The 25,309-nt window shown below is 35.0% G+C and carries 19 protein-coding genes, 1 pseudogene and 1 other annotated feature; of the genes and pseudogenes, 7 read left to right on the forward strand and 13 right to left on the reverse strand.

From position 1 onward, the window contains the following. Nucleotides 1–5: 5 nt before the first annotated feature. Together AC3CH7_RS18320 and AC3CH7_RS18325 are read right to left on the reverse strand one after the other, a co-directional pair. Nucleotides 6–203, reverse strand: coding sequence for a hypothetical protein (locus AC3CH7_RS18320; protein WP_012292293.1), 198 nt, complete (start codon nt 201–203; stop codon nt 6–8). A gap of 3 nt (nt 204–206) precedes the next feature. Continuing rightward, nucleotides 207–758: a sigma-70 family RNA polymerase sigma factor gene (locus AC3CH7_RS18325; RefSeq protein ID WP_036160539.1), complete on the reverse strand. Its 552-nt coding sequence runs from the start codon at nt 756–758 to the stop codon at nt 207–209. 172 nt (nt 759–930) lie between these two features. Here AC3CH7_RS18325 and AC3CH7_RS18330 point away from each other — a divergent pair, with 172 nt between their 5' ends. Further along, the gene (locus AC3CH7_RS18330) at nt 931–1,086 is read left to right on the forward strand and encodes a YvrJ family protein (protein ID WP_080695160.1); all 156 of its coding nucleotides are present in this window, start codon (nt 931–933) and stop codon (nt 1,084–1,086) included. 107 nt (nt 1,087–1,193) lie between these two features. Then, on the forward strand, nt 1,194–1,457 hold the full coding sequence (locus tag AC3CH7_RS18335; protein WP_416277942.1) for a hypothetical protein: 264 nt from the start codon (nt 1,194–1,196) through the stop codon (nt 1,455–1,457). A 30-nt stretch (nt 1,458–1,487) separates the two neighbouring features. On the opposite strand, the gene AC3CH7_RS18340 is transcribed toward AC3CH7_RS18335, so the two are convergent. Beyond that, on the reverse strand, nt 1,488–1,997 hold the full coding sequence (locus AC3CH7_RS18340) for a GNAT family N-acetyltransferase (protein WP_488381808.1): 510 nt from the start codon (nt 1,995–1,997) through the stop codon (nt 1,488–1,490). A gap of 63 nt (nt 1,998–2,060) precedes the next feature. Then, nucleotides 2,061–2,909 carry a pyridoxamine kinase gene (locus tag AC3CH7_RS18345; RefSeq protein ID WP_012292288.1) on the reverse strand — a complete coding sequence of 283 codons (849 nt, stop codon included), beginning with the start codon at nt 2,907–2,909 and terminating at the stop codon, nt 2,061–2,063. Nucleotides 2,910–3,084: 175 nt separating this feature from the next. Here AC3CH7_RS18345 and AC3CH7_RS18350 point away from each other — a divergent pair, with 175 nt between their 5' ends. Together AC3CH7_RS18350 and AC3CH7_RS18355 are read left to right on the forward strand one after the other, a co-directional pair. Continuing rightward, complete coding sequence (locus tag AC3CH7_RS18350) at nt 3,085–3,636, forward strand: ECF transporter S component (protein ID WP_012292287.1); 552 nt, start codon at nt 3,085–3,087, stop codon at nt 3,634–3,636. 141 nt (nt 3,637–3,777) lie between these two features. Continuing rightward, complete coding sequence (locus tag AC3CH7_RS18355; RefSeq protein WP_025116607.1) at nt 3,778–4,218, forward strand: cell wall hydrolase; 441 nt, start codon at nt 3,778–3,780, stop codon at nt 4,216–4,218. A 66-nt stretch (nt 4,219–4,284) separates the two neighbouring features. Here AC3CH7_RS18355 and AC3CH7_RS18360 read toward each other — a convergent pair. Then, nucleotides 4,285–5,529: pseudogene (locus AC3CH7_RS18360) on the reverse strand (MFS transporter); the annotation flags it as partial. Nucleotides 5,530–5,925: 396 nt separating this feature from the next. Here AC3CH7_RS18360 and deoC point away from each other — a divergent pair. Further along, entirely contained in the window at nt 5,926–6,570 is a 645-nt protein-coding gene (gene deoC, locus AC3CH7_RS18365) for a deoxyribose-phosphate aldolase (protein ID WP_031417744.1), read from the forward strand. 154 nt (nt 6,571–6,724) lie between these two features. Here the strand turns inward: deoC and AC3CH7_RS18370 are convergent, their stop codons facing one another. The 3 genes from AC3CH7_RS18370 to AC3CH7_RS18380 form a co-directional block, all read right to left on the reverse strand. After that, nucleotides 6,725–7,666 (reverse strand): alpha/beta hydrolase, encoded by a 942-nt coding sequence (locus AC3CH7_RS18370; protein ID WP_171821101.1) that lies wholly within the window; start codon nt 7,664–7,666, stop codon nt 6,725–6,727. Between the two features lie 333 nt (nt 7,667–7,999). Further along, complete coding sequence (locus tag AC3CH7_RS18375) at nt 8,000–8,149, reverse strand: hypothetical protein (RefSeq protein ID WP_012292280.1); 150 nt, start codon at nt 8,147–8,149, stop codon at nt 8,000–8,002. 128 nt (nt 8,150–8,277) lie between these two features. Further along, nucleotides 8,278–9,639 (reverse strand): amino acid permease, encoded by a 1,362-nt coding sequence (locus AC3CH7_RS18380; protein ID WP_200990632.1) that lies wholly within the window; start codon nt 9,637–9,639, stop codon nt 8,278–8,280. A gap of 81 nt (nt 9,640–9,720) precedes the next feature. Further along, nucleotides 9,721–9,973, reverse strand: a binding site (T-box leader). 405 nt (nt 9,974–10,378) lie between these two features. On the opposite strand from AC3CH7_RS18380, the gene AC3CH7_RS18385 reads away from it, so the two are divergent. Further along, on the forward strand, nt 10,379–12,124 hold the full coding sequence (locus AC3CH7_RS18385) for a methyl-accepting chemotaxis protein (protein WP_488381809.1): 1,746 nt from the start codon (nt 10,379–10,381) through the stop codon (nt 12,122–12,124). A gap of 1,059 nt (nt 12,125–13,183) precedes the next feature. Here AC3CH7_RS18385 and AC3CH7_RS18390 read toward each other — a convergent pair. From AC3CH7_RS18390 to AC3CH7_RS18405, 4 genes are all read right to left on the reverse strand, one after another. Continuing rightward, nucleotides 13,184–14,401 carry a restriction endonuclease subunit S gene (locus AC3CH7_RS18390; protein WP_488381810.1) on the reverse strand — a complete coding sequence of 406 codons (1,218 nt, stop codon included), beginning with the start codon at nt 14,399–14,401 and terminating at the stop codon, nt 13,184–13,186. After that, nucleotides 14,391–16,034, reverse strand: coding sequence for an HsdM family class I SAM-dependent methyltransferase (locus tag AC3CH7_RS18395; RefSeq protein WP_488381811.1), 1,644 nt, complete (start codon nt 16,032–16,034; stop codon nt 14,391–14,393). The genes AC3CH7_RS18390 and AC3CH7_RS18395 overlap by 11 nt, the downstream gene beginning before the upstream one ends. Further along, a complete protein-coding gene (locus tag AC3CH7_RS18400; RefSeq protein ID WP_488381812.1) occupies nt 16,034–19,081 on the reverse strand; it encodes a type I restriction endonuclease in 3,048 nt (1,015 codons plus the stop codon). The genes AC3CH7_RS18395 and AC3CH7_RS18400 overlap by 1 nt, the downstream gene beginning before the upstream one ends. Nucleotides 19,082–20,063: 982 nt before the next feature. Beyond that, complete coding sequence (locus AC3CH7_RS18405) at nt 20,064–20,378, reverse strand: hypothetical protein (RefSeq protein ID WP_488381813.1); 315 nt, start codon at nt 20,376–20,378, stop codon at nt 20,064–20,066. Between the two features lie 154 nt (nt 20,379–20,532). Between AC3CH7_RS18405 and AC3CH7_RS18410 the strand changes: the two genes are divergently transcribed. Beyond that, nucleotides 20,533–20,877: a helix-turn-helix domain-containing protein gene (locus AC3CH7_RS18410; RefSeq protein WP_488381814.1), complete on the forward strand. Its 345-nt coding sequence runs from the start codon at nt 20,533–20,535 to the stop codon at nt 20,875–20,877. 469 nt (nt 20,878–21,346) lie between these two features. On the opposite strand, the gene AC3CH7_RS18415 is transcribed toward AC3CH7_RS18410, so the two are convergent. Continuing rightward, complete coding sequence (locus AC3CH7_RS18415) at nt 21,347–23,977, reverse strand: DUF927 domain-containing protein (RefSeq protein ID WP_488381815.1); 2,631 nt, start codon at nt 23,975–23,977, stop codon at nt 21,347–21,349. Between the last annotated feature and the right edge of the window lie 1,332 nt (nt 23,978–25,309).

Below are 25,309 nucleotides of genomic sequence, written 5' to 3' on the forward strand. Positions count from 1 at the left end.
TTGGCTTAGGTGAAGAAATCCCAAAAGCTAGGGGTATTGATAAATTCCTTTGTCGCAAGTTTTTCAATAATTTTTAATTTAATCTCCTGCTCCAAATCTTCTCTTTCCTGATAGCTTGTCTGATGGAGACATTGTTTAATTTTAGGTGAAAAATTCTCGATGAATTGAAGTGACTCCTCGTGATAGCTATTTTCCCTTTCCATCCCTTACCCCTCCTCTTTACGAAGCTTTTGTTGTAGTTTTTTTAATGCCTTTCGATGAAGATTCGATATATTTTGGGGTGTTGTTTGTAATGTTTCAGCAACAGCTTTTATCGAATAATCATGAGCATAAATCATTTCTAAAATTTGAAGCTGCTTATCCGTTAAGCTTTTCAAAGATTGAAATAATTCTTCGTTTTCAACAGCGTCTAATAACCCTTCTTGAATGATTTCGTCCTTTCTCACCATCCCAGTCTCAAATAGACCATCGTCTACAATTAATAAGAAACGGTCGTGTAATCTTCTCCTTTTTTTATCAAAATCCAAGCTATAGAAATAAATTAAATTACTGACATATTTTATTTTTTGAACATTTATATAGTGTAATTGAAATGTTTCATCAACCAATTTCATATTACAATCAGTTGGATATAAAATTGCTTTTTCAACCAAATAAAGGTTTTTAGCATTAGCCAAAAAGCTTTTGATAATTGGATTTTTTATCTGTTCCATATTCCTGCCAAAAAAATTCTCGATTTTATAGTTCTCGTTTTTCATCATCATCACTCCTATCTATCCGCCTTCTTGCTAAATAAAGTGACTATCATCTATCTATTATAAACCAAAATAAGAACAAATGTTCTTAAAAATCAAATTAATATTGTTTTTATTTAACTTAAAACCACTTTTACATATGTAAGACACAACATTGGTGAAGGAGGAAGATGTCATGCTAACACCCGAAAATATTCAAATGTGGATGAACTTAATTGGTAATTCAGGATTTCCAATGGCCATCACCATCTATCTCTTTATGCGATTTGAAAAGAAAATGGAAAATTTAGAAGCTGTCATCATCAGAAGTTTAAATAAACATGAGGAATAGTAAAAAAAATACGGCAGCATCCTATTAATGAATGCTGCCGTGTGATTTCGCTCTGTCTTTGCATACAATATATGTAAAAATAAATATTTCTGAGATGGGAGGGGATTATGATTACTCACAATACAATGGTATCAGCCGATATAGCCATAACCATTTTTTTCATGCTAGGCATCACTTATAATTACTTTTATGATTCATTCCCCATTCAAATTGAATACTTGGGCAATCTTGTATTTTGGCTGATACTCCCATTATCAATCATTATTGTTGCGCTAAGCTTATGGTTACTGAAAAAGAAAGTAAGTACGGTTAGCACTTTATTAGCTCTTTTTATTGCGGTCATTACTTTATTCATTGTATTGTTTTTTTGAATTTTGCATAAATGCCTTTGAAGTTTGGATTTACTTCAAAGGCTTTACATATAGAACCATATAATCTTCATCAAAGCATTGCTGGTCTATTTTTAAAGCTCTCTTCTCTGTCCCGAACATTAGAAAGCCTAATGATGTGTACAGTCCTTTTGCCGATTCATTAGAAGATACTACGGTTAAGTTAATCTGCTCTACATCGGCTAATTGCTTTCCTTGCTTGATTATTTCCTGCATCAAACGTTTACCTAAGCCATGCCCTCGCTTTTTGGGAGACACATAAACAGCAAAAATGCTTGCCTTATGCTTTAGCTTCATTTTGCTTTCCTGCACTAATGTGGCAATCCCACACAACTCATTCTGATCAAATGCTCCGAAGGTAAAAGAACCTTGCGCTTCCAGTCTATTTGCAAACAACTCAAGCGCCATATCTTTTTCCTCTTCAAAGCTTGAACCAAATGCCTCAGGATTTGTTTGTAATCCCTCTAATCTTAATGTTCGATAGGATGTAGCATCTTGTGCTGTTAATAACCTAATTTCCATATGTCTTCCCCTCCCATTTCTATTGATCGCTAACAACGTTTTTAAAACGTTAAAAACTTTTTTCTAAAGTAACATCCGTAAAAATTGTTCAAAATGAACACCTGCCTCGCGCGGTACTTGCTCCTTGGAAGTCGCTTCAATAGCAGCTGCTAAAAACGTCTCTGCTAGCTTCATGGATTCCACTAAATCCTGCCCACGCATCATGCCGCCCATAATAACAGACGCAAATAGATCACCCGTGCCTGAGTAGCTTTCACCATTATAGTCACGAATACTATGGAAAGACCGCTCCGCATCGACAAACATATTGCCCACATAACGCTTGCCCGCAGCTGTTGGTGGATTCAAGCCAGTTATAATGACTTTTGCACCAGTGGCCTGTTGGAGCTGCTGACCCGCTTCTTCTAGGACCTGAATATAATCTATTTCATGCTGATAGCTTTGCATCCTCTCAAACGACAAACCTGTGAGCAAGCAACATTCCGTCACATTTGGCGTAATAATGTCGGCACACTTTACTAGCTCCTTCATTCGCTCCAGTAAGTCGCCCGTAAACATTTTATATACCTCACCGTGATCCCCCATTACAGGATCAACTAGCAAGGTTGTATCTGTTGAGTGAAACACGCCTAAAAAACGAAAAATATTATCGATTTGCTCTTTCCCTGTAACAAAGCCCGTATGAATGCCATCAAAGCTCGCCCCAAGTTTGCTCCACTCATCCATAAAGTAGTCCATCCTTGAGGTTAAATCCTCACAATAAAAGCTCGAGTATCCTGTTTGCGCCGTTAAAATCGCAGTTGGCAATGGCACCGCCTGCATACCCATCACAGATAATACAGGCATTGCAGCCGTTAACGAGCACTTCCCAAAGGATGACATATCCTGAATTACAGCCACTTTTTTCATCATACATTCCACCTAACTCATCCTGTTTATACTCACCTCATCGTATCACAATTCGTAAAATGCGAAAATATCCATCAACTGACCTCTAACTTTTTTATAAAATTGACACTTTTACAACAGTCAGTCCTTTGCTAAAGTAAAAATCATCAAAATATTCATCATAGTGAGGAAGATAAAGATGCAAAATATACAAAGATCATCCTATACAAGACCACGTACGAAAACATTTGATTTAGTCATTACAGCCATTTTAGCGGCACTTGTTTTCGTTGCAACCATGTTTATTAATCTAAAATTACCTTTTGGTCAAGGTGGGCTGATTCACTTAGGGACATCCATGCTGTTTATCTCAGCCATTTTATTTGGTCCAAAAAAGGGAGCACTTGCAGGAGCCATCGGAATGGGCTTGTTCGATATCGTAGGGGGCTGGTTAATTTGGGCACCCACTACTATTATTTCACGCGCATTACAAGGCTTTATCGTTGGTAAAATTGCTTGGTCAAAAGGATATAAAGGCGACCATATTGGTTTAAACATTTTAGGGGCTGTTGTATCCATGCCCGTAATGATTGCCGTCTATTATATCGGGCAAGCGATTATGTTCAATAGCTGGATTGCACCGTTAGCATCCATTCCTGGTGATGTTATTCAAAACATGGTTGGCCTAATTATCGCTATTCCAGTATGTGTCGTTCTGAAAAAAACCCCCTATTTCAAAAGGAATTTTTAATATAAACACGCCATCCTGCTCATTTATTTTGCAGCTCGAATGGCGTTTTTTTCTTTCCTCGTATATAGAAAACGGCTAATTTTCAGGATAACGTGAAATTAGCCTCGATCATTTTCATACTATATGGTGGAGGTGGTAAAAATGCCAAGAGTAAAATACCGTGATGCAGACGTTGCATTAATGGCAAGGATGATGCGAGCAGAGGCTGAAGGTGAAGGACAGCAAGGTATGTTATACGTAGGCAATGTGATTGTCAATCGCGCTGTTGCATCTTGCTTAGACTTTAACGATGTTAGAACTATCGAGCAAGTGATTTATCAAGTGCAAGGAGGAAATTATTCATTTGAAGCCGTTCAAAAAGGCAATATGTTTTACCAACGTGCCAGAGAAACGGAAAAAAGATTAGCCAAACAGAACTTAGACTTCTGGCGTCAGCACCCAGCCAAATACGCCCTTTGGTACTTCAATCCGTATGCCCCATGTCCCCCAACATGGTACGGCCAACCGTTTACAGGGCAATTTAAAAATCATTGCTTCTATGAACCAGCACCAGATACTTGTGAAAGTGTTTATATGGGGTAAGTCGTTGAAAGAGGAATACCTTATTTTACAGGTATTCCTTTCATCTATTTGACATTTTTTGCCTGCTCTCATACGCTGTTCCTTCAATAATAGTACTCCCATCAAGCCAATGGCGGAGAATAAAACTGGGGTGAAAAACCCATAGTAGTACCCATCCCCTAAATAACCTGAAGTGGATTGAAAATAATCCAACACATAGCCAAAAATAATCGGTAGTAATGCAGCGCTTAAAAAGCCTCCCGTATTCGCAAAGCCAGAAACGATACCAGATTCACTGATAGGAAAAGTTTGGCGAACCGCCGCGAACGTTAAGGCACTTGCTCCATATCCAAAGCCGATGATGAAGAATAGTATAATAAGTAAATAAAGGGACGGATGCCCCTTCCGTAAGAGAAAGGATAACCAACTCAATAAAACAGCCAATTGAACACCTATATAAGGCTTCTTAATCGTTTCTAGCCGGCCAGCTAGCCAGCTTGTTAGAGGAGCCCCGATAAGTGCTCCAAAAAGACCAATCATAATTAGCTGACTGGCCTCTGAACGTGTCATCTCATACATATGGATTCCGTAGGGAACAGCCCACGAACTGATAAAGCCAACATATCCCCCAACAACCCCAAAATGGCAAAAAAATAAAGCCCAAGCTTGTCGATTTAAAAATATTTTCCGTAATAAAACAGACGTTTTCTCACGTTGTAGCACTTCAGCTTCCACTATCGATTTTACTGAAAAGATACGTTTCGCATTTTTAACAAGTACAAAATAAAGAAGAACACCACATAAACATAATAAGAGTCCCGTTGAAAAAAATGAAATTCTCCAACCCAATAAAAGAATCAAAGTAGCAAAAGGAACCGTCGCCAATAAGAACCCTAGACTACCTGTCATACCTGCAAAGCCAATTAAACGAACAAATTCCTTCTTCTGAAACCATTGTGCCAAAATAAGCACCATATTCACCCAAATGGTCGCGTCTCCTATACCAGTAAGTATTCTAGAAAAAAATAGGATGAATTCATGTGTACCTAGACTATACAGAATCGTGCCTAGCCCTGTAAGGAGAGCACCCATTATAAGAAACAAGTTCGGTCCAAACCGATCAGCTAAAACCCCCATCGGAATTTGTAAACTCGTATACACAAAAAATTGGATACTCGTCAATAGCCCAATGGTCGATGCCATCACCCCAAAATCGCTCATCAATTGGTCTGTAATTAACCCGGGAGCAGTTCGTTGACTGGCCATTAACAAATACGTAAACAATACCGCAACAAACACAACCCATCTATACCTGTGATGTTGTTTGTCCAATAATCACTACTCCTATTAGTTTTTACCTTATGTATATGAATTGGTGGTTGGGGGGAGACCTTTTTTTGCCAGTGTCACATTTAATATTTCAAACCTATTTCAAAAATTTCAAATACCCAATTGCACCCAACTGCAAGCTAAATGTTGGAAATATATGGACCATATTTAATTTCTAGAAAATTGAACTTAAAAACACATAAAGACCTAGGTCCTAATGGATGAGGAAAAATCACATAAACTGGATGGTCTAAAAAATGTTAAACCCTTTAATATATAACACGTAGGTTGCTTAACATCCTTACAGACCTTTTTAGTAGGGAAACATCGCTTTCCAGCTAAACATGTCCTATCGCCTATTTGTCAGAATCATAGTTTGAAGCCGGAGATGATATATTTATGGACTATGCAAAATTAATAGACCACACATTACTTTCACCTAATACGACCGAAAAAGAAATCATTCAATTATGCCAAGAAGCCATACAATACGGGTTCGCATCTGTATGCGTGAATCCTACATGGGTGAGCTTATCTGCTGATCTATTACGTGAGTCGGATGTGAATATATGCACAGTAATAGGATTTCCTTTAGGTGCAAACACAACTGAAACGAAAGTATTCGAGACTTTAAATGCCATTGGTAACGGAGCCACCGAAATAGATGTAGTGATGAATATAGCAGAATTAAAAAATAACAAAAACAACATGCTAGTGGAAAAAGAAATTTCAATGATTGTCAACGCTGTACAAGGAAAAGCGCTAGTAAAAGTGATTATAGAAGCATGTCTCTTAACAGATGAAGAAAAAATTCGTGCATGCCAAATAGCCGTAAAAGCTGGCGCCGATTTTCTTAAAACCTCCACAGGTTTTTCACTGCATGGAGCAACTGCTAAAGACGTTGCGATAATGAGACAAGCAGTCGGACCAAATGTTGGGGTAAAAGCTTCAGGCGGAGTAAGTACCATGGAAGATATAAAATTTATGATAGATGCAGGTGCCTCAAGAATAGGCACTAGCTCTGCTGTAAAAATACTTCGTTAAAAGTGAAAAAAACCGTCCAAATGGGCGGTTTTAAATCACTTAGCCATATGCATAAAGGGAAATTTAAATGAGCGTTTATTTGTAGCACCCATGAGGCTTTTACGCTTAATTGATGACTCACCTAGTTGACTCGACTATGTTACAGATTAGCTCACTACCTTACCACTTTCATAAATTCTCTTAAGCTATCCACAATTTCTTTTGCTTGTGCACGATACAAATAATGATCCCCGTCAAATGTCACGACCTGACCATACACTGAATTTTTTATTTGCCTTTGATGCTCTGGTACCCATCTATCAGTGACTGGATGATTCGCTTGGATAAAGAAAATAACAGGAAGATCTTTTGGAAATGATAAATTTTCAGCTGCTTTAAAATTTTCATACATAATTTCAGCTTCATTTAACTGAGTGGAATTATACAGGTTTTTATGCTGTAGCATTCTTAATTGTTCTTTTGTTTTTTCATCATATGATAGCTCGGCGTATGGGTCATCACCCAGCTTCACCTGCAATCTTGCTAAACCCGATTGTTTAAGGAATTTTATAGTGGTAATGATGGAAGCACCAATCTTTTTCTCGCTAATCGTCGGTACACTACTATCGAGCCCCACAAATCCACTCACTTCATTAGGATATTTATTCACATAATCCAGTCCATAAAGGCCCGAAATCGAATGACCCATTAGAATATACCGCTCAATATGAAGCTGCTGTAAAGCTTCATGTACTTCACTAACAATATTTTCTGAACTCCGCTCCTTCTCAGTTAAATCACTCAATCCATAACCAAATGGCTCAACGACAACAACCTTGTAAAATGGAGACAATTCATCTACCAATGGTTGAAAATCAAGTCCCGGTGCTGCCGTTCCATAACCAGGTAAAAGTACGACAATTTCCTCGCCCTCTCCCTGAATGAAAACATTCATATTTTTTCCGTCTACTCTTACAGACTGACCATACGTTTCTATTTTCCCCTGCTCCATTTTGCTGCAAATTGTATTGACTAAGAAAACAATCAATAAAAAAAGTAATATAGCTATAACTAAACCCGCTAGTATTTTACCTATAATGGTTATCTTTTTTTTCATTCTCTTTGCACGACGATATAAAACAGCCAGTGAAAGCCTTTTACTATTTTGATCTCGTGCCACTCCTCCCTTTCGTTATCAACTTCGCCTCTTCAATCCCGGCCACTTTCGCAAGCCGTTAAGAATACCCTATACAATGAAGATGTCCCCCTCATGACAACCATATGAACAGAGGATGAACAAATAAAAAAATGCTAGGGCGGTTCACGTAATGTCAAAATCTATTAACAAAGAATGGATACCTGATGACGAGTTTTTGTCAAGAATCAAAAACGCTATTATCAAATTGAAAAAACATAGGGAGATATTCATCTTCCTATGTTTTAATTCATATTATTGATCTGTTTGTTCTTGCTTCTTTTTCAAATACTCCGCACGTATTTTCTCAAGTTGCTGCTTTTTATCAAATTTGGCAGGCTTGTGTTTTTCATGATACTTTGCCACAGCAACCTTACCTTTAGTATCTAATTGATATTTCCCCATGTTGGTTCACCTACTTTTCCTGTCTTACAGATATTCTATTGTACCTTAATTTGCTGATGTATACATTATAGGCATAGCCAACCGAGTTAACCAAAAGGACTTTTTTGATGTTAAATGAAATGTTGTAACTATTTTTTAATATTGATACCTTTGTATCCAACAAATAAGATGAAAAACCAAATTGGTGCGACATATAGGGCAACACGCATGTCCGGAATAAACGCCATTAACACAATAACCATTAATAAGAAGGCAATGGCAATATACGTAGAAAGTGGATAAAGCGGAATTTTGAATTTTAGTTCAGCTACTTCTTCTTTCGTTTTTGCCCTTCTAAATTTCAATTGTGCAAATAAAATAATCATCCAGCTTGTAATGACTGCAACAGTCGCAACAGCAGAAATATAGATGAACACTTTTTCAGGTACTACATAGTTTAAGACAACTGCCATTAATAACACCGCTGAAGAAAATAAAATCCCTCTACGCGGACTACCGTTTTTGCTTACCGTTTTAAAATAGTTTGGACCATTTTTTTGTACCGATAAGTTGTGAAGCATACGTCCTGAACCGTATAAACCACTATTAAATGCAGACATTGCTGCTGTAATAACAACAAAGTTAATAATGTGAGCTGCAGCAGGGATGCCGACGTAATCGAAAATTTGAACGAACGGGCTACCTTCTGAACCAACTTCGTTCCAAGGATAAATAACCATCATAACGCCCAATGCACCAATGTAGAAAATTAAAATACGCCAAACGATGTTGTTAATAGCAGAAGGAATGGACTTGCTAGGATTTTTTGCTTCTCCAGCAGAAATACCAACTAATTCAACCCCACCGAATGAGAACATAACTAATACAAGTGACATTAAAATACCATGGAAACCGTTTGGCATGAAGCCACCGTGTGCCCATAAATTTTCGAAGCCAATTGCTTCACCGTGGTTACCAACACCGAAGAAAATAATGGCTAATCCAAGAACGATCATCCCGATAATCGCAACAACTTTAATCATCGCAAACCAGAATTCAAATTCTCCGTAGGCTTTTACATTTGCTAAGTTTACAAGCGTCATCATAACAAGTACTACAAGAGCAGTTACCCATTGTGGAATATCCGGAAACCAATAGTTAATGTATACACCGACTACTGTTAATTCTGCCATACCAACGACAATCCACATAAACCAATACGTCCAGCCCGATAAGAACCCCGCAAAGCGTCCTAAATATTTATTCGCGTACGTACTGAACGAGCCTGATACAGGTTCCGCTACTGCCATTTCACCTAATGCACGCATAATGGTGAAAATAACTAATCCGCCAATTAAATAAGCTAGTAAAATAGATGGTCCAGCCATTTGAATGGTTGAACTAGAGCCATAAAATAAACCGACCCCAATGGACCCGCCAAGTGCAATTAATTGCATGTGACGAGTACTTAATCCGCGTTTTAGCTGTGAATCTTGATGATTGTCATTCATAATGTCTAACTCCTAATACGTATAGATTTTCAAATACTTTGCTCAAAAAAGGAATAAAAAAAAACGCCCTTTTGGATTAACCAAAAGGACGATTCAACTCGTGTTACCACCTTTAATTTATAAGCAATTCACATTACTTACCTTAAGAAGTACGGTCATTTGACGATACTCTCGCACATGATTACGGATGCTTACCGGTGTAGCCTACTCAGGAATGATCCTTTCGGTACACAGCTCCAAGATGAATTCTCAATCGTTTTACATGCACCTCTCATCAACCGGTAACTTTCTGTTCGTAAAAATAACTGATACTATTTCTTTTCATAGCCTTTGTTCTATACAAATATTTTTGAATTGTTTTTCATTTTACAGAAAAAAAATATTTTGTCAATACCATTTTCTTCATAACCCGCTTAACTTATATATGACATTTTACTAAATACATACAACTCACCAAATTTTATTCAGTAATTTAGCCCTTTTATAAAGAAAGACGTTTTACTTGTTATATTATTTGATTCAAATATTGCCAAATTTTAATGATAGTCTTTAACTAGTTTTTAACTTTCCTTCAGCATACTGGCCAATAATAGAATTAAATTCATCCTTTTAATCATAAGAATTTGCTTCTAGTTTATGATAGAACCTTTAGCCTACTATAAAAATAATTTCCATACTATTGAATTATGTAGATTACTGTCGAAATATACCTATATATAGTTGCGGGAGGAAGCGAATGATGAAGAAAAATTTACGGTTACGAAGCATCTCTGGGAAGTTAATGCTACTAATCACAATTATTATACTTGTAACAGTTGTGATTATCGGCTCAACAAGCTATTGGGTTGCCAAAGATCAGCTCTTAGAATCAGGTCAAAGAGAACTCCAAAGCATTGTCAAAGGGGCCTATACTTCAATAGAATTGATTAATGAAGAAGTGGAAAGTGGCAAAATAACATTAGAAGAAGGAAAAGAACAAGCCAGAATTATTCTAAATGGACCCGTCAATGAAATGGGAGAGTACGATTATCAAAAATCCAATTTTACTTACAAAGAAAATGGGTATATATTAGCTTTTGACGAGGATTTAGTGTTACAACTCCATCCTTCTAAAATAGGGGGAGCTCCTGCCGATGACCTGAACAGAAGTAATCGCGAAAAAATCATTGCAGGCGGCAAGTCCAAAAATGAATCAGATCGCTTTGTCATTTATTCTGATAAACAGCCAGATGGTTCTTTTAAAGATAAAACAGCCTATACAGAATATTTTGAGCCTTGGGGCTGGACTATTGGAATTGCTGTCTTTCAAGATGAATTTTATGAAGGATTAAACATTTTACAATATATTATCTTTGGTGCAACAGTCGTACTTATTACTTTAAGCTCACTGGTATTTTATTTAGGTATTCGGAAGAAATTAAACACGTTAAAAGAAGTAGCTGAAGCCGCAACGAAAATTTCTGATGGTCATATAATGGTTACCCATCTACCTGAATCAAATGACGAAATTGGACAACTTGCGACCGCTTTCAATAAAATGTCACAGCAATTATGCACGCTCGTCGAAAAGACTAAAAATACAAGTGAACATTTATTGGATTCAGCAACTAACTTATCTGCCGTTTCAGAAGAAACATCTGCTAGTAGTGACGAAGTTGGTAGAGCCATTACTGAAATTGCTACTGGTACACAGGAACAAGCCCACGATTTGGATACCATAAACCAAACAGTAGAGCTATTATCCAATTCTATAGAAACCACAGAAAAACAAAGTAAAGTTATGTACGACATTACAAAACATGCAGAAAAAATATCATCCGAGGGAATTGAAATAGTACAACAATTACAACAGTCCAATACTATTTCACTAGCAGCCTCACAAGAAGTCAGTGATGAAATTAAAAAATTACATGATCAAATAAATCAAATCACACAGGTGATGGAAACCATTGAAACAATCGCAGAACAAACCAATTTACTAGCTTTAAATGCGAGTATTGAAGCTGCAAGAGCAGGTGAGTATGGTAGAGGATTCTCAGTGGTTGCCGATGAAATAAGAAAACTAGCAGAACAATCGAAAATGGCCACCCACCAAGTACAAGGCGTAGTTTCATCCATTGTTTCAGAAACTACTAAAACAGTTGAAACTGTAGAAGGAACAATGGAAACTGCTAAAAAGTTAAATGATGATGTAGCCCTAACACAAAGTAAATTCAATCAGATGTCTGATTCTGTTAAACAAATTGTAGATTCCATATTAGCCGTTAATAAAGAAATGGACGTGATGACATCCTATAATAAGTTGATGAGTGAAGGAATCGAAAGTGCGTCCAGCGTATCAGAGCAGACGGCCGCTTCAGTACAGGAAATTGCGTCTTCCATCGACGAGCACATTAAAGCAATTACAGATGTAGCTCATGCTGCTGAAAAACTAACGGAACTAAATCGTGAATTAAATTCTTTAATGGAGCGATATACTATATAAAAGTTAGCAATGTTATGAACATTGAACATGGCCTAAGCCGAAAAAAATAACCGGTTTAAAGACTTTACAAAACTGAAGGCATTCCAGACTGTTTGGAGTTTTTGATGAAACATACACTAGATTGTAAAACAAAAGCAACGAATCAAATGATTCGTTGCTTTTGTTTTTCGGTAGGTTGATACTTCAATTTCAAAAAATGATATCCATACTCTTTTGGTGTTGTTTAACAATATGGCTCTCTTGTTGAAAAACAACTTTATTATTAATAAGACACTTTTTTAGTGAATTACCTAAGAAGTGAATAATATTCAACTGTAAAATTCTTAAAAGTATAAAATTTCCATTTATAAAATTTATGCTTTAAGTCACATGGTTTTCCATGAAATCTAATAATTTTGTATGATGGAGACGGCGGGAGTCGAACCTACCGTCTCAGAATGTTGTTATCTCAATGCTTGCGGGGGCAATTGATTTTTTTGACTACGTTTTTGACTACGTTTTAAATGTATTACGTTGCGGGGGCAAGACAGTTTCTTTATTAATCCTAAAGTCTGTGCATCTTAAGTTATTCATAAGGTATTAATTGTAAACCCATATTTCTGATTATACCCACACTAACTCCACATGTGTAAACATGGTCTTATAGCTATTGGACCATGTAATACCTCGTACCTGTATTTTGTTACCCAGATTTCACGATATAAAAAAACTAATGACTATTCTTTTGTTTTCCCTCCATACTTTTCACCTCACCCCAAGTATGGAAAACGATAGATAAGGCAAATAGCGTATACTGTCTATAGACGATGGAGTTAAACTAAGAATTATGAAGATAAACTAAAGGTTTATTAGGTAATTTTATAGCAAAAAAACTATACTATTAGACGAAATAAAAATAGCGACACAACCCGTAAACCCTTTGAAATCAAGGCTTACAAGGTTATGTATCTTTGTTTTAGCAGTTTTTGGAGTATCCAAGCTTAGCGAATTATGCGATTTTTCGATGAAGGGGTGCTTAAGATTTGACTCGCCCTCCCCTTATCCTTAACCTTGAATACCCTATTCTAGTGTGATTTGTCCATTCATAAGCATCGGCATCAGCCAATCACGAATTTTTGTTAGTTCAAGGTTTTCAAATATCTTACGGGAAATCAATTTATACATAGGATCAATTTGTTTAATAAATTGATCTGCAGTTCTCATATCTGGAACAACTATTAAACAATCCTTTAAAAATTTGAAATGCCTCGCATAGCCATAGTTGGATAAATCAATTTTATTTATAGTATGATAAAAAAGTAATTGCGGCATTTTATCTAGGTTATTTGAAATTAATACTTGTGTTCCGTCAGCTCCTCTTGCAAAGTCAAAGTCAATAAATTTAACAATTCTTGTATGGTCACCAAAAACAATCACACCACTATCTATTGAAATTATAGCTGATGTATCATCTGTGTATCCTGCAATAAAGTCTGTACTTTGGTCTATTATTGGAATTGAACCTGCTGACATATACTCCGATGACTGAATGCGAGTAGTATTAGGTGTTCTGTCAAGTAGTTCGCCTACTGAACAAGATTCCCACCCCTTAGGTATCTCCCTCTTCAGCTTTTCATTCCATATCATCTCTCCACCAGAGCAACGGTATGGTTTACCTTCATTATTAGGAAAGTCAAACTGAACAAACCAATAGTCATAGATTGTTTTTGCAACTGTCTCTAGTTTGTTTACTGCTTGAAGGTTTAATTCAATTTTACGATCAAGAAGAGTCAAGATTTGAACAATTTTATCCTGATAGTTTTTTTCTGGAACCTTAAAATCAAGATTTTGAAGGTATTCGATATTAATATTATCTTGAATACTTCCATTTACCGAGTTTTGGATAGCGTTGCGAATATAGGTAAACACATAGTGCATAAAGGCTTCTGAAGATTCTGTAGGAAATGCATTAAAACCAACAATACTGTCTGGAAAACACATTGGATATGCAAGGATTCCCGTTTCTGCTATATTAGCAGCAATTGTAATACACAGAGTTCCCTCTTCCCACAATTTACTTTGTTGCAATCCGAATTCACCATATTCCTGCTCATGTTTATTAATCAAAAAGTTAGCCGATTTAACATTCCCAGTCTGGACTAAGGGGTATTTCCCATGCTCAAATAGTTTTGGATCATTTCTAGGTCGATGCTTGGATTTCCCACGAGAAAAATCACCAAGCTCATTTAATTTTTTTGTATCCCAATGTTTATTGTATATCGTTTCATTATATATCATAGTTTAACCGCTCCATGACAGCTATTATTTCATTCTCTATCTTCTGCCCCTCTTGAAAAAGTTTTTGAAGCGAATTTTTATGATTATACAATTTAGCTTTAAACTCATCTTCAGTAAGTTTAGAGTATTCTATCTTAACTTCAAAATACTGCCCTGCAGAAAAAGACAACTTCTTAGCTTCAATATCCGCATAATCTACAGCTACACTGAAATTATCTTTTGGTTCAGCAGAGTTAAATGTATCTATAATTGTATTGATTTCTTTTGCACTCATAACTGTCTTTTGATTTTTACCATCTTCTTTGACCTTTGTCCCCATTTTTGAAGCATCCATCAATACAACCTTGCCTTCTTTATTCTCACGGTCAATGAAAAGTATAGATACATTTGTACCTGTGGTTGCAAAGATATTAGAAGGCATAGAAATCACGCCACGAAGCATTCTATTATTTACAAGATGCTCACGGATTTTCTTTTGAATTCCCTTACCATCAGTTAAAAATCCAGTCGGTACAACAACTGCCGCTTTCCCCTTCTTTTCATCCAGCGAATAGATTATATGTTGCAAAAACATCAGATAAATTGCCATCCCGTTTTTATCCTTCTTAGGGATATTAGGTACCCCAGCAAAAAATCGTTTCTGATACTTCTCTCCAGCCAAAATATCACGGCTCTCAGAAAAATCCACATTGAACGGCGGATTGCTCACAATGTAATCAAATGTCATCAATCCGTTTTTTCTTTGGTTAAGATGTCGTGGATTGAGTATCGTATCATCGTGCACCACGTTGGGAAGGGAGTGAACCAGATTATTTAAAATCAAGTTCAATCGCAGAAACTCATTAGATTTCTGAGATATGTCCTGTGAAAAAATGGTGCAGTTGCTTTCCCCAATCTCATGGGAAAGAGCCAGTAGCAGTGTGCCAGAACCTGCCGCTGGATCATACACCGTTACGTTTTGTGTTCCGTCTGGCACCATTATTTTGGCTATAATACTAGCAATAGAATGCGGTGTATAATATTCAGCATATTTCCCAAAATCCTTATTATAATCCTTGATAAGGTACTCAAAAATCGTAGCAAAGAAATCGTACTTTTGAGCAAACACATTGTCAAAGCTGCAGTTAGCTAGTTTGTCAATGATAGCTCTACAAAAATTATCTTTCTTTTCCTCCTCGATAACGTACTGTGAAAGGGCTTCAAACAAGCGAATTTTTGATTGCCCACCCGTTTGCACAGAAAATATGTCTATATTATCGTTCGCAATATCAATGAGCGTATCATCAAATAATTTATGAAAATCTTCTTGGTGCTTACGGTTGAATAGATAAGAAATATAATGCTCCCTTTTCAGTTGTGCTGTTGCACCACTAAAATCAAGCAACATCAGTTCATAGTCATCCCCTGACATATTAACCATTGCGGCTTCTACTTCTGCAGCTGTCATCTGTGAAAAATGAGGGACAACTTGTCTTGCCTCATATATAAACTTGTCATTTATAAATTTGTATAGAAAAACCTCTGTAATAATTTTATACTCACTACTGGCATTGCCAAGACCATAGTTTGTACAAATAGCCTTGAGATCATCAATCATGTTTTTAGTTTGTAATGTTATATCTGAAATCTGCACTAGCTTATCCAGTTCCTCTCACTTAAATATTCATTTGAAATGCAGTTACCTACATATTTAATTTGCGATGCATTAAATGCTACACCATTTGTATTCAACTCTTGCTTTATCAAAGGAAACATATCTTGTAAAAAATACGGCTCGTTATTTAAAAGCCTTTCATTAGCAAGGATGCGGCTATCAACTTTATGCTTCAATGTTAACAGTACTTTATGGAGAAGAGGGTCAGAAGCAATAAGTGTTGGCGTTTCCTTTAGCCTTTTATGTGTTCTCATAAACTTAGGGTCATTTTCATATTTTGCAGTAAGCATCTGATCTACAAGATTCCTTTTTTCCGCTGCCTTACGGATACGGTCAAGTTCAGCTATATTTTCCGTCATTTCTGCTGCATTAAGTTCTTCTATATGCTTCTTACTTAATAGCCTCTGAAGTTCATCTATCAACTTAACATACTCTGGATCTTTAGGGTCTAGATTACGTTGCATTTCCTGACGAGTACGTTCAAGACTGTCCCTAAATTTATCTGCTATTATAAGTTCATCTTCTGAAATCTTTTTAAATTGGAAATCAATCTCATCCATCGCCATATTTAGTAGGGCACTCATATCTTCCGCATTTTCAAGATTTTGCTTTAGGTTAATCAAATTAATGCGGTTGTTTACCTCATTATAGAGGGCACTAATATTTTCTAATTCGAACTTTCCAGATAGCTCCTCATAATCGAATAGTTTAGTTATATTATATAATTCCTTGTACGTTTCCAGAGCGTTACGAAGTTCAATTAAAGCTGCCTTATCGTCGAGGTTAGATATCTGTTGTGAAAATACTTCTGCATTAGATGTATCAAAAAGAAATAACTTTTCTGCAATCAACTGTAAATCCATTTGAATCTCTTCTGGGGTTTTAAAGATATTGTTATACTGCTTGAACTCATCACCAAGTTCTGCTTGTAATTCTTCAAAATACGCCTTGTTGGTCTTATCAAATTCAGAACGGATATCGGCAAAATCCACTACAAATCCAAAGCGAAAATTCTCGTATGGGCGATTAACACGAGTCAGTGCCTGCAACAAAGAATGGTCTTTGATTATACGTCCAAGGTACAATTTTTTCAAACGTGGCGCATCAAAGCCTGTTAGCAACATATTGTAAACAATAAGAAAATCAATTCTCCCTTTTTTAAAGGCATTCTGATATTGCTTACGTGTATCTTTGTCATCCTCATCATGAAGAATAAGTGCTGATGAGAATTCAAATTTCTTCATTTCTTCAAACACTGCTCTTGCCTGTTCTGATGAGTCACAAACAATCATCCCACCAATTGTATTATCATTATATAAGATTTTACTCTTAGTAAAGTCTTCTGTAATATACCTCACAAGTTCCTTTACATACTTCGGATGTGCATATAGTTCTTTTTTTGAAACAGATCCCTTCAAAGTTTCTATCTCGTCTAAGGCTACCTGCATTCTCTTTTTATAGGTTGTAGCTATACCTTCACGGATAAGTCTTAAAGTGTAACGGTCTCCAATTGAGCGATTATAGTAGTATTTATGAATGTACGCACCAAAAACATCTTTAGAATCATAACCTTTCCCTTCAATTGGTAGACCTGTTTTGTCATCATATATCGTTCCTATCAATGGAGTACCTGTAAGGGCAATCATGACAGCATTACGGTCTGAAGCGAGAAGATTAGACAAGAATGATCCTGTAGGCTTATAACTTCGGTGTGCCTCATCAAGGAAGTAAATTCTTTGTACATTAACATTATAATCTGATACTCTAGCTACTGATTCCTTTGAAAACTTCTGTATATTTAGTACCGTGATGGTATCACGACCAGTATTATTTTTTGTGCCTGTCGCACTGATATTTGAAATAAAATCCTCTTTTGAGTTTACTTCTTCAACAAATAAACCACGAGCACGGAATTCATCTGCTGCCTGTGTAAGCAAATCAAGTCTATCAACCACAAAATAAAACTTCGCTATAATACCTTGCCGTTGGTAATAATCTTTTAAATATCGAACATTATAGTACGCCAATGCAGTTTTACCACTACCTTGTGTATGCCAGATGATACCGTTTTTTACACCTGAATTTAATTTCTTTTCAATTGCCTTTGTTGCAAATATTTGGGGATACCTCATCACGTGTTTTTCAAGCTTTGTTATCCCATCATCATCTGTTTTTTCAACATAAGCTATGGCATACTTTAATATCATCATAATACGGCCATGTGTAAACATAGATGTTATTATTCTATTGGTTGGAGAATCAGGAGAAAGGTTAGTTGTATATTCCTGCCTATTTTTGATTGATACGAGATTCGTATCCTTTAGTATGAAATTTTCCTTTTCAGAATCTATAGATTTTATTTTTTTAAAGATTGCAGTATCTTCTTCTCTAAAATGGCTAAAAAATAACTTCTTGTAACTACTCGTAGCATAGAAAGCACCTTCTAAAGGTAAAGCTTCATTATCGTCATATTCACTGTTATTTGAAAACACCATAAGTTGCGTAATATTGACAAAACGCTTAAATTTTTTATTTTTAAACCTCTTATTAATTCGTGTATACTCGGCTTGAATACCATCCTTGTTATTAGGCTTCTTAACCTCAATAAAAGAAAGTGGTAAGCCATTTATCAAAACGGTTATATCTGGGCGAAATTCATCGTTCCCATTCTTATAGGTCAATTCTGTTACAACTTGATATTTATTTGCAACTCCATTATCAGTAGAAAAATCAATTAATTTTAAGCCATTATAACCCGAGATAAGCATAGTATAAAACGCCTTCCCAAGATCATCCCCCGAAAGAACAAATTTTATCTCCTCAATAATTTTTTCAATTTCTTGCATAGATAGATTTGTATTATTAATCTTATTTATAGCAGCTCTAAATTCATCAATAAAAATATTAGTATCTTCATCAATCCTACCTTTATAATTCTTGAGTGAAACATACTCATATCCTAATCGTGTAAAGTGAACTAAAGCGGGTATCTTAACACGAGAATCTTCATTGTGTGGAGCTCTCATAGATATACTCCTCCCTCATCAAAATATAGAATACCTAAGTTTCGAAACCTACATAAAAAGAAAGAAAATCCCCTCATTTTAGACGTATGATTATCCTTGCACAAGCAATTAACTTTCAAGCCAATCCAGCAATTATATTATAGTGGCTTCTAAAGTAATTTCTAACTATTCTTCCTTACAATAATTGTATCTTGCATATATGAATATCTCAATAATTATCTAAACCACTTAAACACACAAAACTCCCCACTCTGTACATTAAAAAGATAAAAACACGCAAAATCAAATGACATTGCGCGGTCAATACCTTGCTATTTATTTATCTGGCGTAATTACACTCTTTCAATTTTGTATTCCTGTTGTGTCTTCAACATCATTCCATCGATTCATTGAAAAATACATCATGGCATCTCTTAGAACAAAAACGTTTACCTTGCTTATTAGAATTTCTCCAAACGATTGTAAAGACATAGTATGATTCATCTTTATCACTTCGAACTCTTTCACCACAATGAAAGCAGTTCCTCGCAGTACGTTAAAAATGACAAGCTCGAAAATAATATGTAGCTACTTCTACAAATAGTGCCATTAATTCATCATATATCTTGAGTAACTTTATGACCCCATAATATATATTTTCAATCTATTCGGAATAATTCCCGCTATAGGCATTAAGTAACCCCATTTTGAGTTCTTGCTTTAAACTGCCCATAATACCAATTATAGACAATATAACAATAATCGTTATAGAAGTTTCTCCTCCTAAAACTTACTATCAATAAAATTAGCTTCTTTAAAAAATATATTATAAAAGCAATTTCATCTATCATAACATATGCAACGTATAAATTACCCTCTTTAATGGGATAAATCCCCAAACTCCATTTCTATTTCACTAATCCTTCTAGCAGTATATCGCTTTTGACAAAATTAAAAAGCACAGACTCTAAGGACTGTGCTTACCAAACTTATAAAAATGGAATTAACGATACTTTTGTTTAATTAGTTCTATTTCATTTAAGTGCTTTTGATATAAACCATTATAAATAACATCTCCACATTCTTTTGAACAGAAGCGGTATAAATCTGGTACAGGTTGCTGTGAAAACGATATTGTAAAACCCCAGTATTCATGATGAGTCTTACTAGATACCTTTTCATCACAATTGCTACACTTAAAGCCCCACCCTCGCTTCAAATCTTTTCTAAATTCTTTACATTTATAACTTTGTTGTAAATTTTCTAGCGTTTGTTCATGTTCCCATATTGTCCAAGCATCAAATTGTTCTTGATCCATTACTCTATCACTCCTCAAATAGTTTTCAGGCTGTACTTATACTACCTCCTCTCAAATACAATATCAATAGTATATTTTATTTTAACAGAAAAATATATTTATAGTATGTGGTTATAGAATCACTTCTCGTCAATCCTAATGATGAGGTGATTACATGACGGATTTAACAAAAGTGGTTGGGGAGAAAATCCGCTTCTTACGTAAAGAACGTGGACTAAGCCAAGAAGAACTAGCATATCGTGCTTCCTTGCATAACACATATATTGGACAACTTGAACGTGGAGAAAAGAACGCTACAATTGAGAGCGTTGCAAAAGTATGTACTGCGTTAGAAATCACATTAGAAGAGCTATTTAATGATAAAGAAGAAACCCATCCAAAAGTGCTTAGCTTTGAGTTAGAGAAAATTGTACATCTGTTAGAGGGTCGTTCTAAGAAAGATCAAAAAGCTGTTTTAATGTTTATTGAGTCTTTAATCGCTTGGAAGGATAATGAGTAACTGTTGCGTAATAACTTTATGAGAGCAATTTATTGCGTATTGGTGCATCTACAACTTTTGAAAACGCACCACACCTCTGCATTTTTTGCTATCAAGAGAAAAACACTAAGTCAATAAAATAATTTTCTATTGGATCTGACGTATAAGTTATTAAAGTTATCGTAGATTTCTACGGTAAATATAGTAGATTTATACGAACTTACCGTAGATTTCTATTGGATTTCTACGGTAATAAATATGAAATAGAACTACAATTACTACTTATTATCCTGAAGTATGTACAGTAATAAAATCTTTGTGTACAACTATTCATATTCATATATCTATATATTGTAGTTATTGTAGTTGGTACTATAAACTCCCTGATACGAATGTAATTTCAGCTTTTATTTCTTGTGTAGTAGTAACAAAAAAAGCTGTAGCCACATCTATTGTGAACTACAGCTATTTCTATTCTAATTATGTGTTTCTAGAAATGTAAACGTACTTCCCAAACCTCCTTCTGAATATCTAATTCTTCCTCTAGTCTTTGTGTATCAATAACATAGCTTCGAGTGGATTTCCCGCCCACAGTTCTCGGAGACGATGTATGCAATACAAAGCCTGATTGTGACTGATTTTCTTTTAATAAATTTTCAATTTGCTTATCAGAAAAGCGCTCATCTACATAATCATGTTCCTTCATGTACTTTCTTACTGCTGGGAGCCACATTTCTCTAGCAATAGTTAGCTTATTTTGCGTAGCATTATATTCATAATGTGTTCCTTTCTTAAATTCGTTATTATCGCTTTGTACAATTGCTGCTGTATGCTTGAATAAATTTTGTAAGGCATTATGAATCTTGTTACCTCTAAAATGCTTCACTTGTTCTTCTATCACGCCATATTGATCGATAGTACAATCAATTTGCAATTCATTAGCCAATTCATTAAACAAATGCACTCCAACTAATACCATAGCTAGATTCGCTAACGGACGTTCATGTAAATCATATTTACAATCCACCATTTCTTTATAATGTTCATATAACGTACCTAGTAAAATATCTTCACTTTCAATCTTATTTAGTAACCACTGTACATAACCAGGCATAAACCCTGACATTTTTAATGCGTTAATCTTTTTATATGCCTTTTTATAGCCGTCATTTTGGCATAATGTATTTGGTGTAAGTTGAGCAATAATCAAACGTTCTAACATATTCGATTCCTCAAAACTTGTCTCCCCCAACCATACAATTGGTGCCGTTAGTCTATAAGTTACAGTACCTTGATTTTTATTGCCTCTACTATCTAATGCTGCTTTATACGCATTTAAGGCCAAGTTCTTTAAACCTTTCCAGTTAGAAGCTGACATATTATATGGTCTAAATTCATCTAAATATAGCGGAACACCGTTTAATAAATCGACCTCCCTTGTAATTGAGAAGGCGGGTCGGGTACAAGAACGAACCTCTGGATTACCAAATAATTTGCCGAATAACTGTGCTGTACTTGTTTTACCAGCACTTTGTGTACCCCAAATCATTAACTGTGGAAATACATTATCTGTATATTTACGTAATAAAGGAACTATAGGTGTAACAAAGTGCCAACCAATAATCGTATTAATAACCCCCTCCTCATTAACTTGTGCTAATAACGGCAACACTTCTTTTGCAAGATCCTTCCAGTAATCAGATGACAGCATATCCATTGATAATTCAAGATCCATTTGCCCTTCAGTGAGCTTTGGCATGTAAATATACTTGCTGTTTTCAACAATACCTTCACTATCAATGACTTTATTCGGAGTAATAAATAAGTTATTGTGTAGACCAATTTTACTTACAGCATATTTGTCTATAACTTGTTTTGTCATAAATAGTTCCTTTAAATATTGCAAATGTTTTTCGTCACCTAACCAGCTAATTTTAGTACTGTTTATTTCCTCAATGAAGCCTTTCTTACTACTAAATGCTTTAGCTGTTAATACAATATTTTTTAAAATTTCGCCATTATTTAAAACGATATGGCCTTTTAGATATTCATCTATATTTGCATGTACTCTTTCCTCAGGTACAAAGATGAAGTTTGATAATCTTCTTTGTTTTTCATAGTAGCAATTATTATACTCATAAACTAAACATTCATTTGTATCTATCTTATTTAATAGTTGCTCAACCTCCAAATTATCTTGTTCCTCATTTAAAACTTGCGATGCATTTATAATGACTCTTTCAATGTACTGTAACTTAGCAGCATGATGTCGATCACTAATTTTTTCTCCAATCGCCCACTCATCATTTAATAATACAAATGCGATTTCTTCGGGTGTATGTTGAGCTTTTAATAACTCAATTACAACATGGAAGATTTTCTTTGAACGATCTTCCCCCTCTTCAGGGCCATTTACTATTAAACTTTTAATAGTAAATGGCACTTGTAATGCATCGATTTCAACAGGGGATAACTCTTCGATTTCAATAGTTTCTAATGTTTTACTTACTGTTTTAATTTCTACATCATCTAAATATGTAAAACTGTCTAAACTATAAGTAGCACCTGTGAATTCCACTAGCGAGCAAAGCTTAACGTCCATTAAGTTTTTCACATTCATACTATTTGGCACTCGTAATAAACGGGCTAAATCTGCTGTATTATCTGCCTTAGCAAATGTATGCAGCTTTAAACTCAATTCTTTAATGAACTTGAATGAATGATCATCTACCACTTCAAATGGTTCATTAAATTTAAAATATGCGTGGATACCATTTCCACTAGAAACAGTGGCAGTTGGCGGTGTAGGTAGTGATTTTACTACTTGCATCGCCTCTTCATATGTTGCATGCTTTGGATCGATATCTAACCATAAGCCTGGTACATGTAACACGTCTTCCTCTTTTCCAGATTTGCACTTTCGTGTTGAAACACTAAAGTAAACATTTACATTTTGTTGCTTACCTTCTTCATTTAAATTATCAAGTACCGCTTCTGTTACATCTTCTACTTCAATAAAACGACGCTCCACTAAACCTTGTTGTCCGATTAAACGAAATTCTACATATCCTTCCGTTTGGCTAAACCATTCTTTTAATAGATTCACTTTTTGATTACTCATTTTAGTAATCCTCCTTTTATAATTTTGATAGGGTTGCTAGCCCTTATTTGCCATATACGCAATGTATGTAGCAAAGTTAAATAAATTTTTTAAATACGCATCACTTTTCCAGAAAAATTTCTCATAGGTATCACGTAGTCCCCATGCTATAACACTTTAATAGGTGATTATGTAGGCACCGGGGGGTGAATTAAATCATTTGTGATAAACCATTGATTTTTATTTGTAATGTTCGTGATGTAAGATTGACACTCTATAACGAATACTTTCATGCTGAAAGGTTATACAGTGAATAGCAGCATAGATAGGATTTACTGCTTAACATGTAGCATATTTATTTTTACTAAGCTTTCGCCCCCTTATTTGATTAATACGCAAGCTTTTTTACAGAGTTAAATCACTTTTTAATTTTTTGTTTTTAACTTGTATCGTATTTAAAAATACTTTTTATGCCTACACAGTACATATACGCAAGTTGTTTTACAGAGTTAAATCACTTTTTAATTTTTTTGTTTTTAACTTGTATCGTATTTAAAAATACTTTTTATGCTTACACAGTACATATACGCAAGTTGTTTTACAGAGTTAAATCACTTTTTAATTTTTTTGTTTTTAACTTGTATCGTATTTAAAAATACTTTTTATGCTTACACAGTACATATACGCAAGTTGTTTTACAGAGTTAAATCACTTTTTAATTTTTTTGTTTTTAACTTGTATCGTATTTAAAAATACTTTTTATGCTTACACAGTACATATACGCAAGTTGTTTTACAGAGTTAAATCACTTTTTAATTTTTTTTGTTTCTAACTTGTATCGTATTTAAAAATACTTTTTATGCTTACATAGGACATATACGCAATTTATTTTGCAAAGTTAAAAAAATTTTTCAAATCCGCATCAATTTTCACGAAAAATTTCTCATAGGTATCACGTAGCTCCCGCCCAATCCCACTCTAATACTTGATTTAGTAGGCACCGGGGGGGTATTTAGAAGATTCCTATTAAAACGTTACTTTTTATTCGTTCAGTGATTGAATTTGATTTGACAAGCTATAACAATTCATTTCCATTGAAAGGTTACGCTTAGTCGATAATACTTTTCTAGTTGTAAACTTCCATGCTGCTTCACCTCCGTTAATGACTTATACGAGGTATATTTAGCAGAGTTAAATTATTTTTAAAGTATTTATCAAACATAATTTAAATGAAGTTTACAGCGTATTTGAATGATACTTACTAGTTGTAAATTTTCATGCTGCTTCATCTCCTTCATTTCCTTATACGCAAGCTAAATTACATAGTTAAATCGTTTTGTAAGTTCACTATAT

This window comes from Lysinibacillus sp. F12, assembly GCF_057773605.1.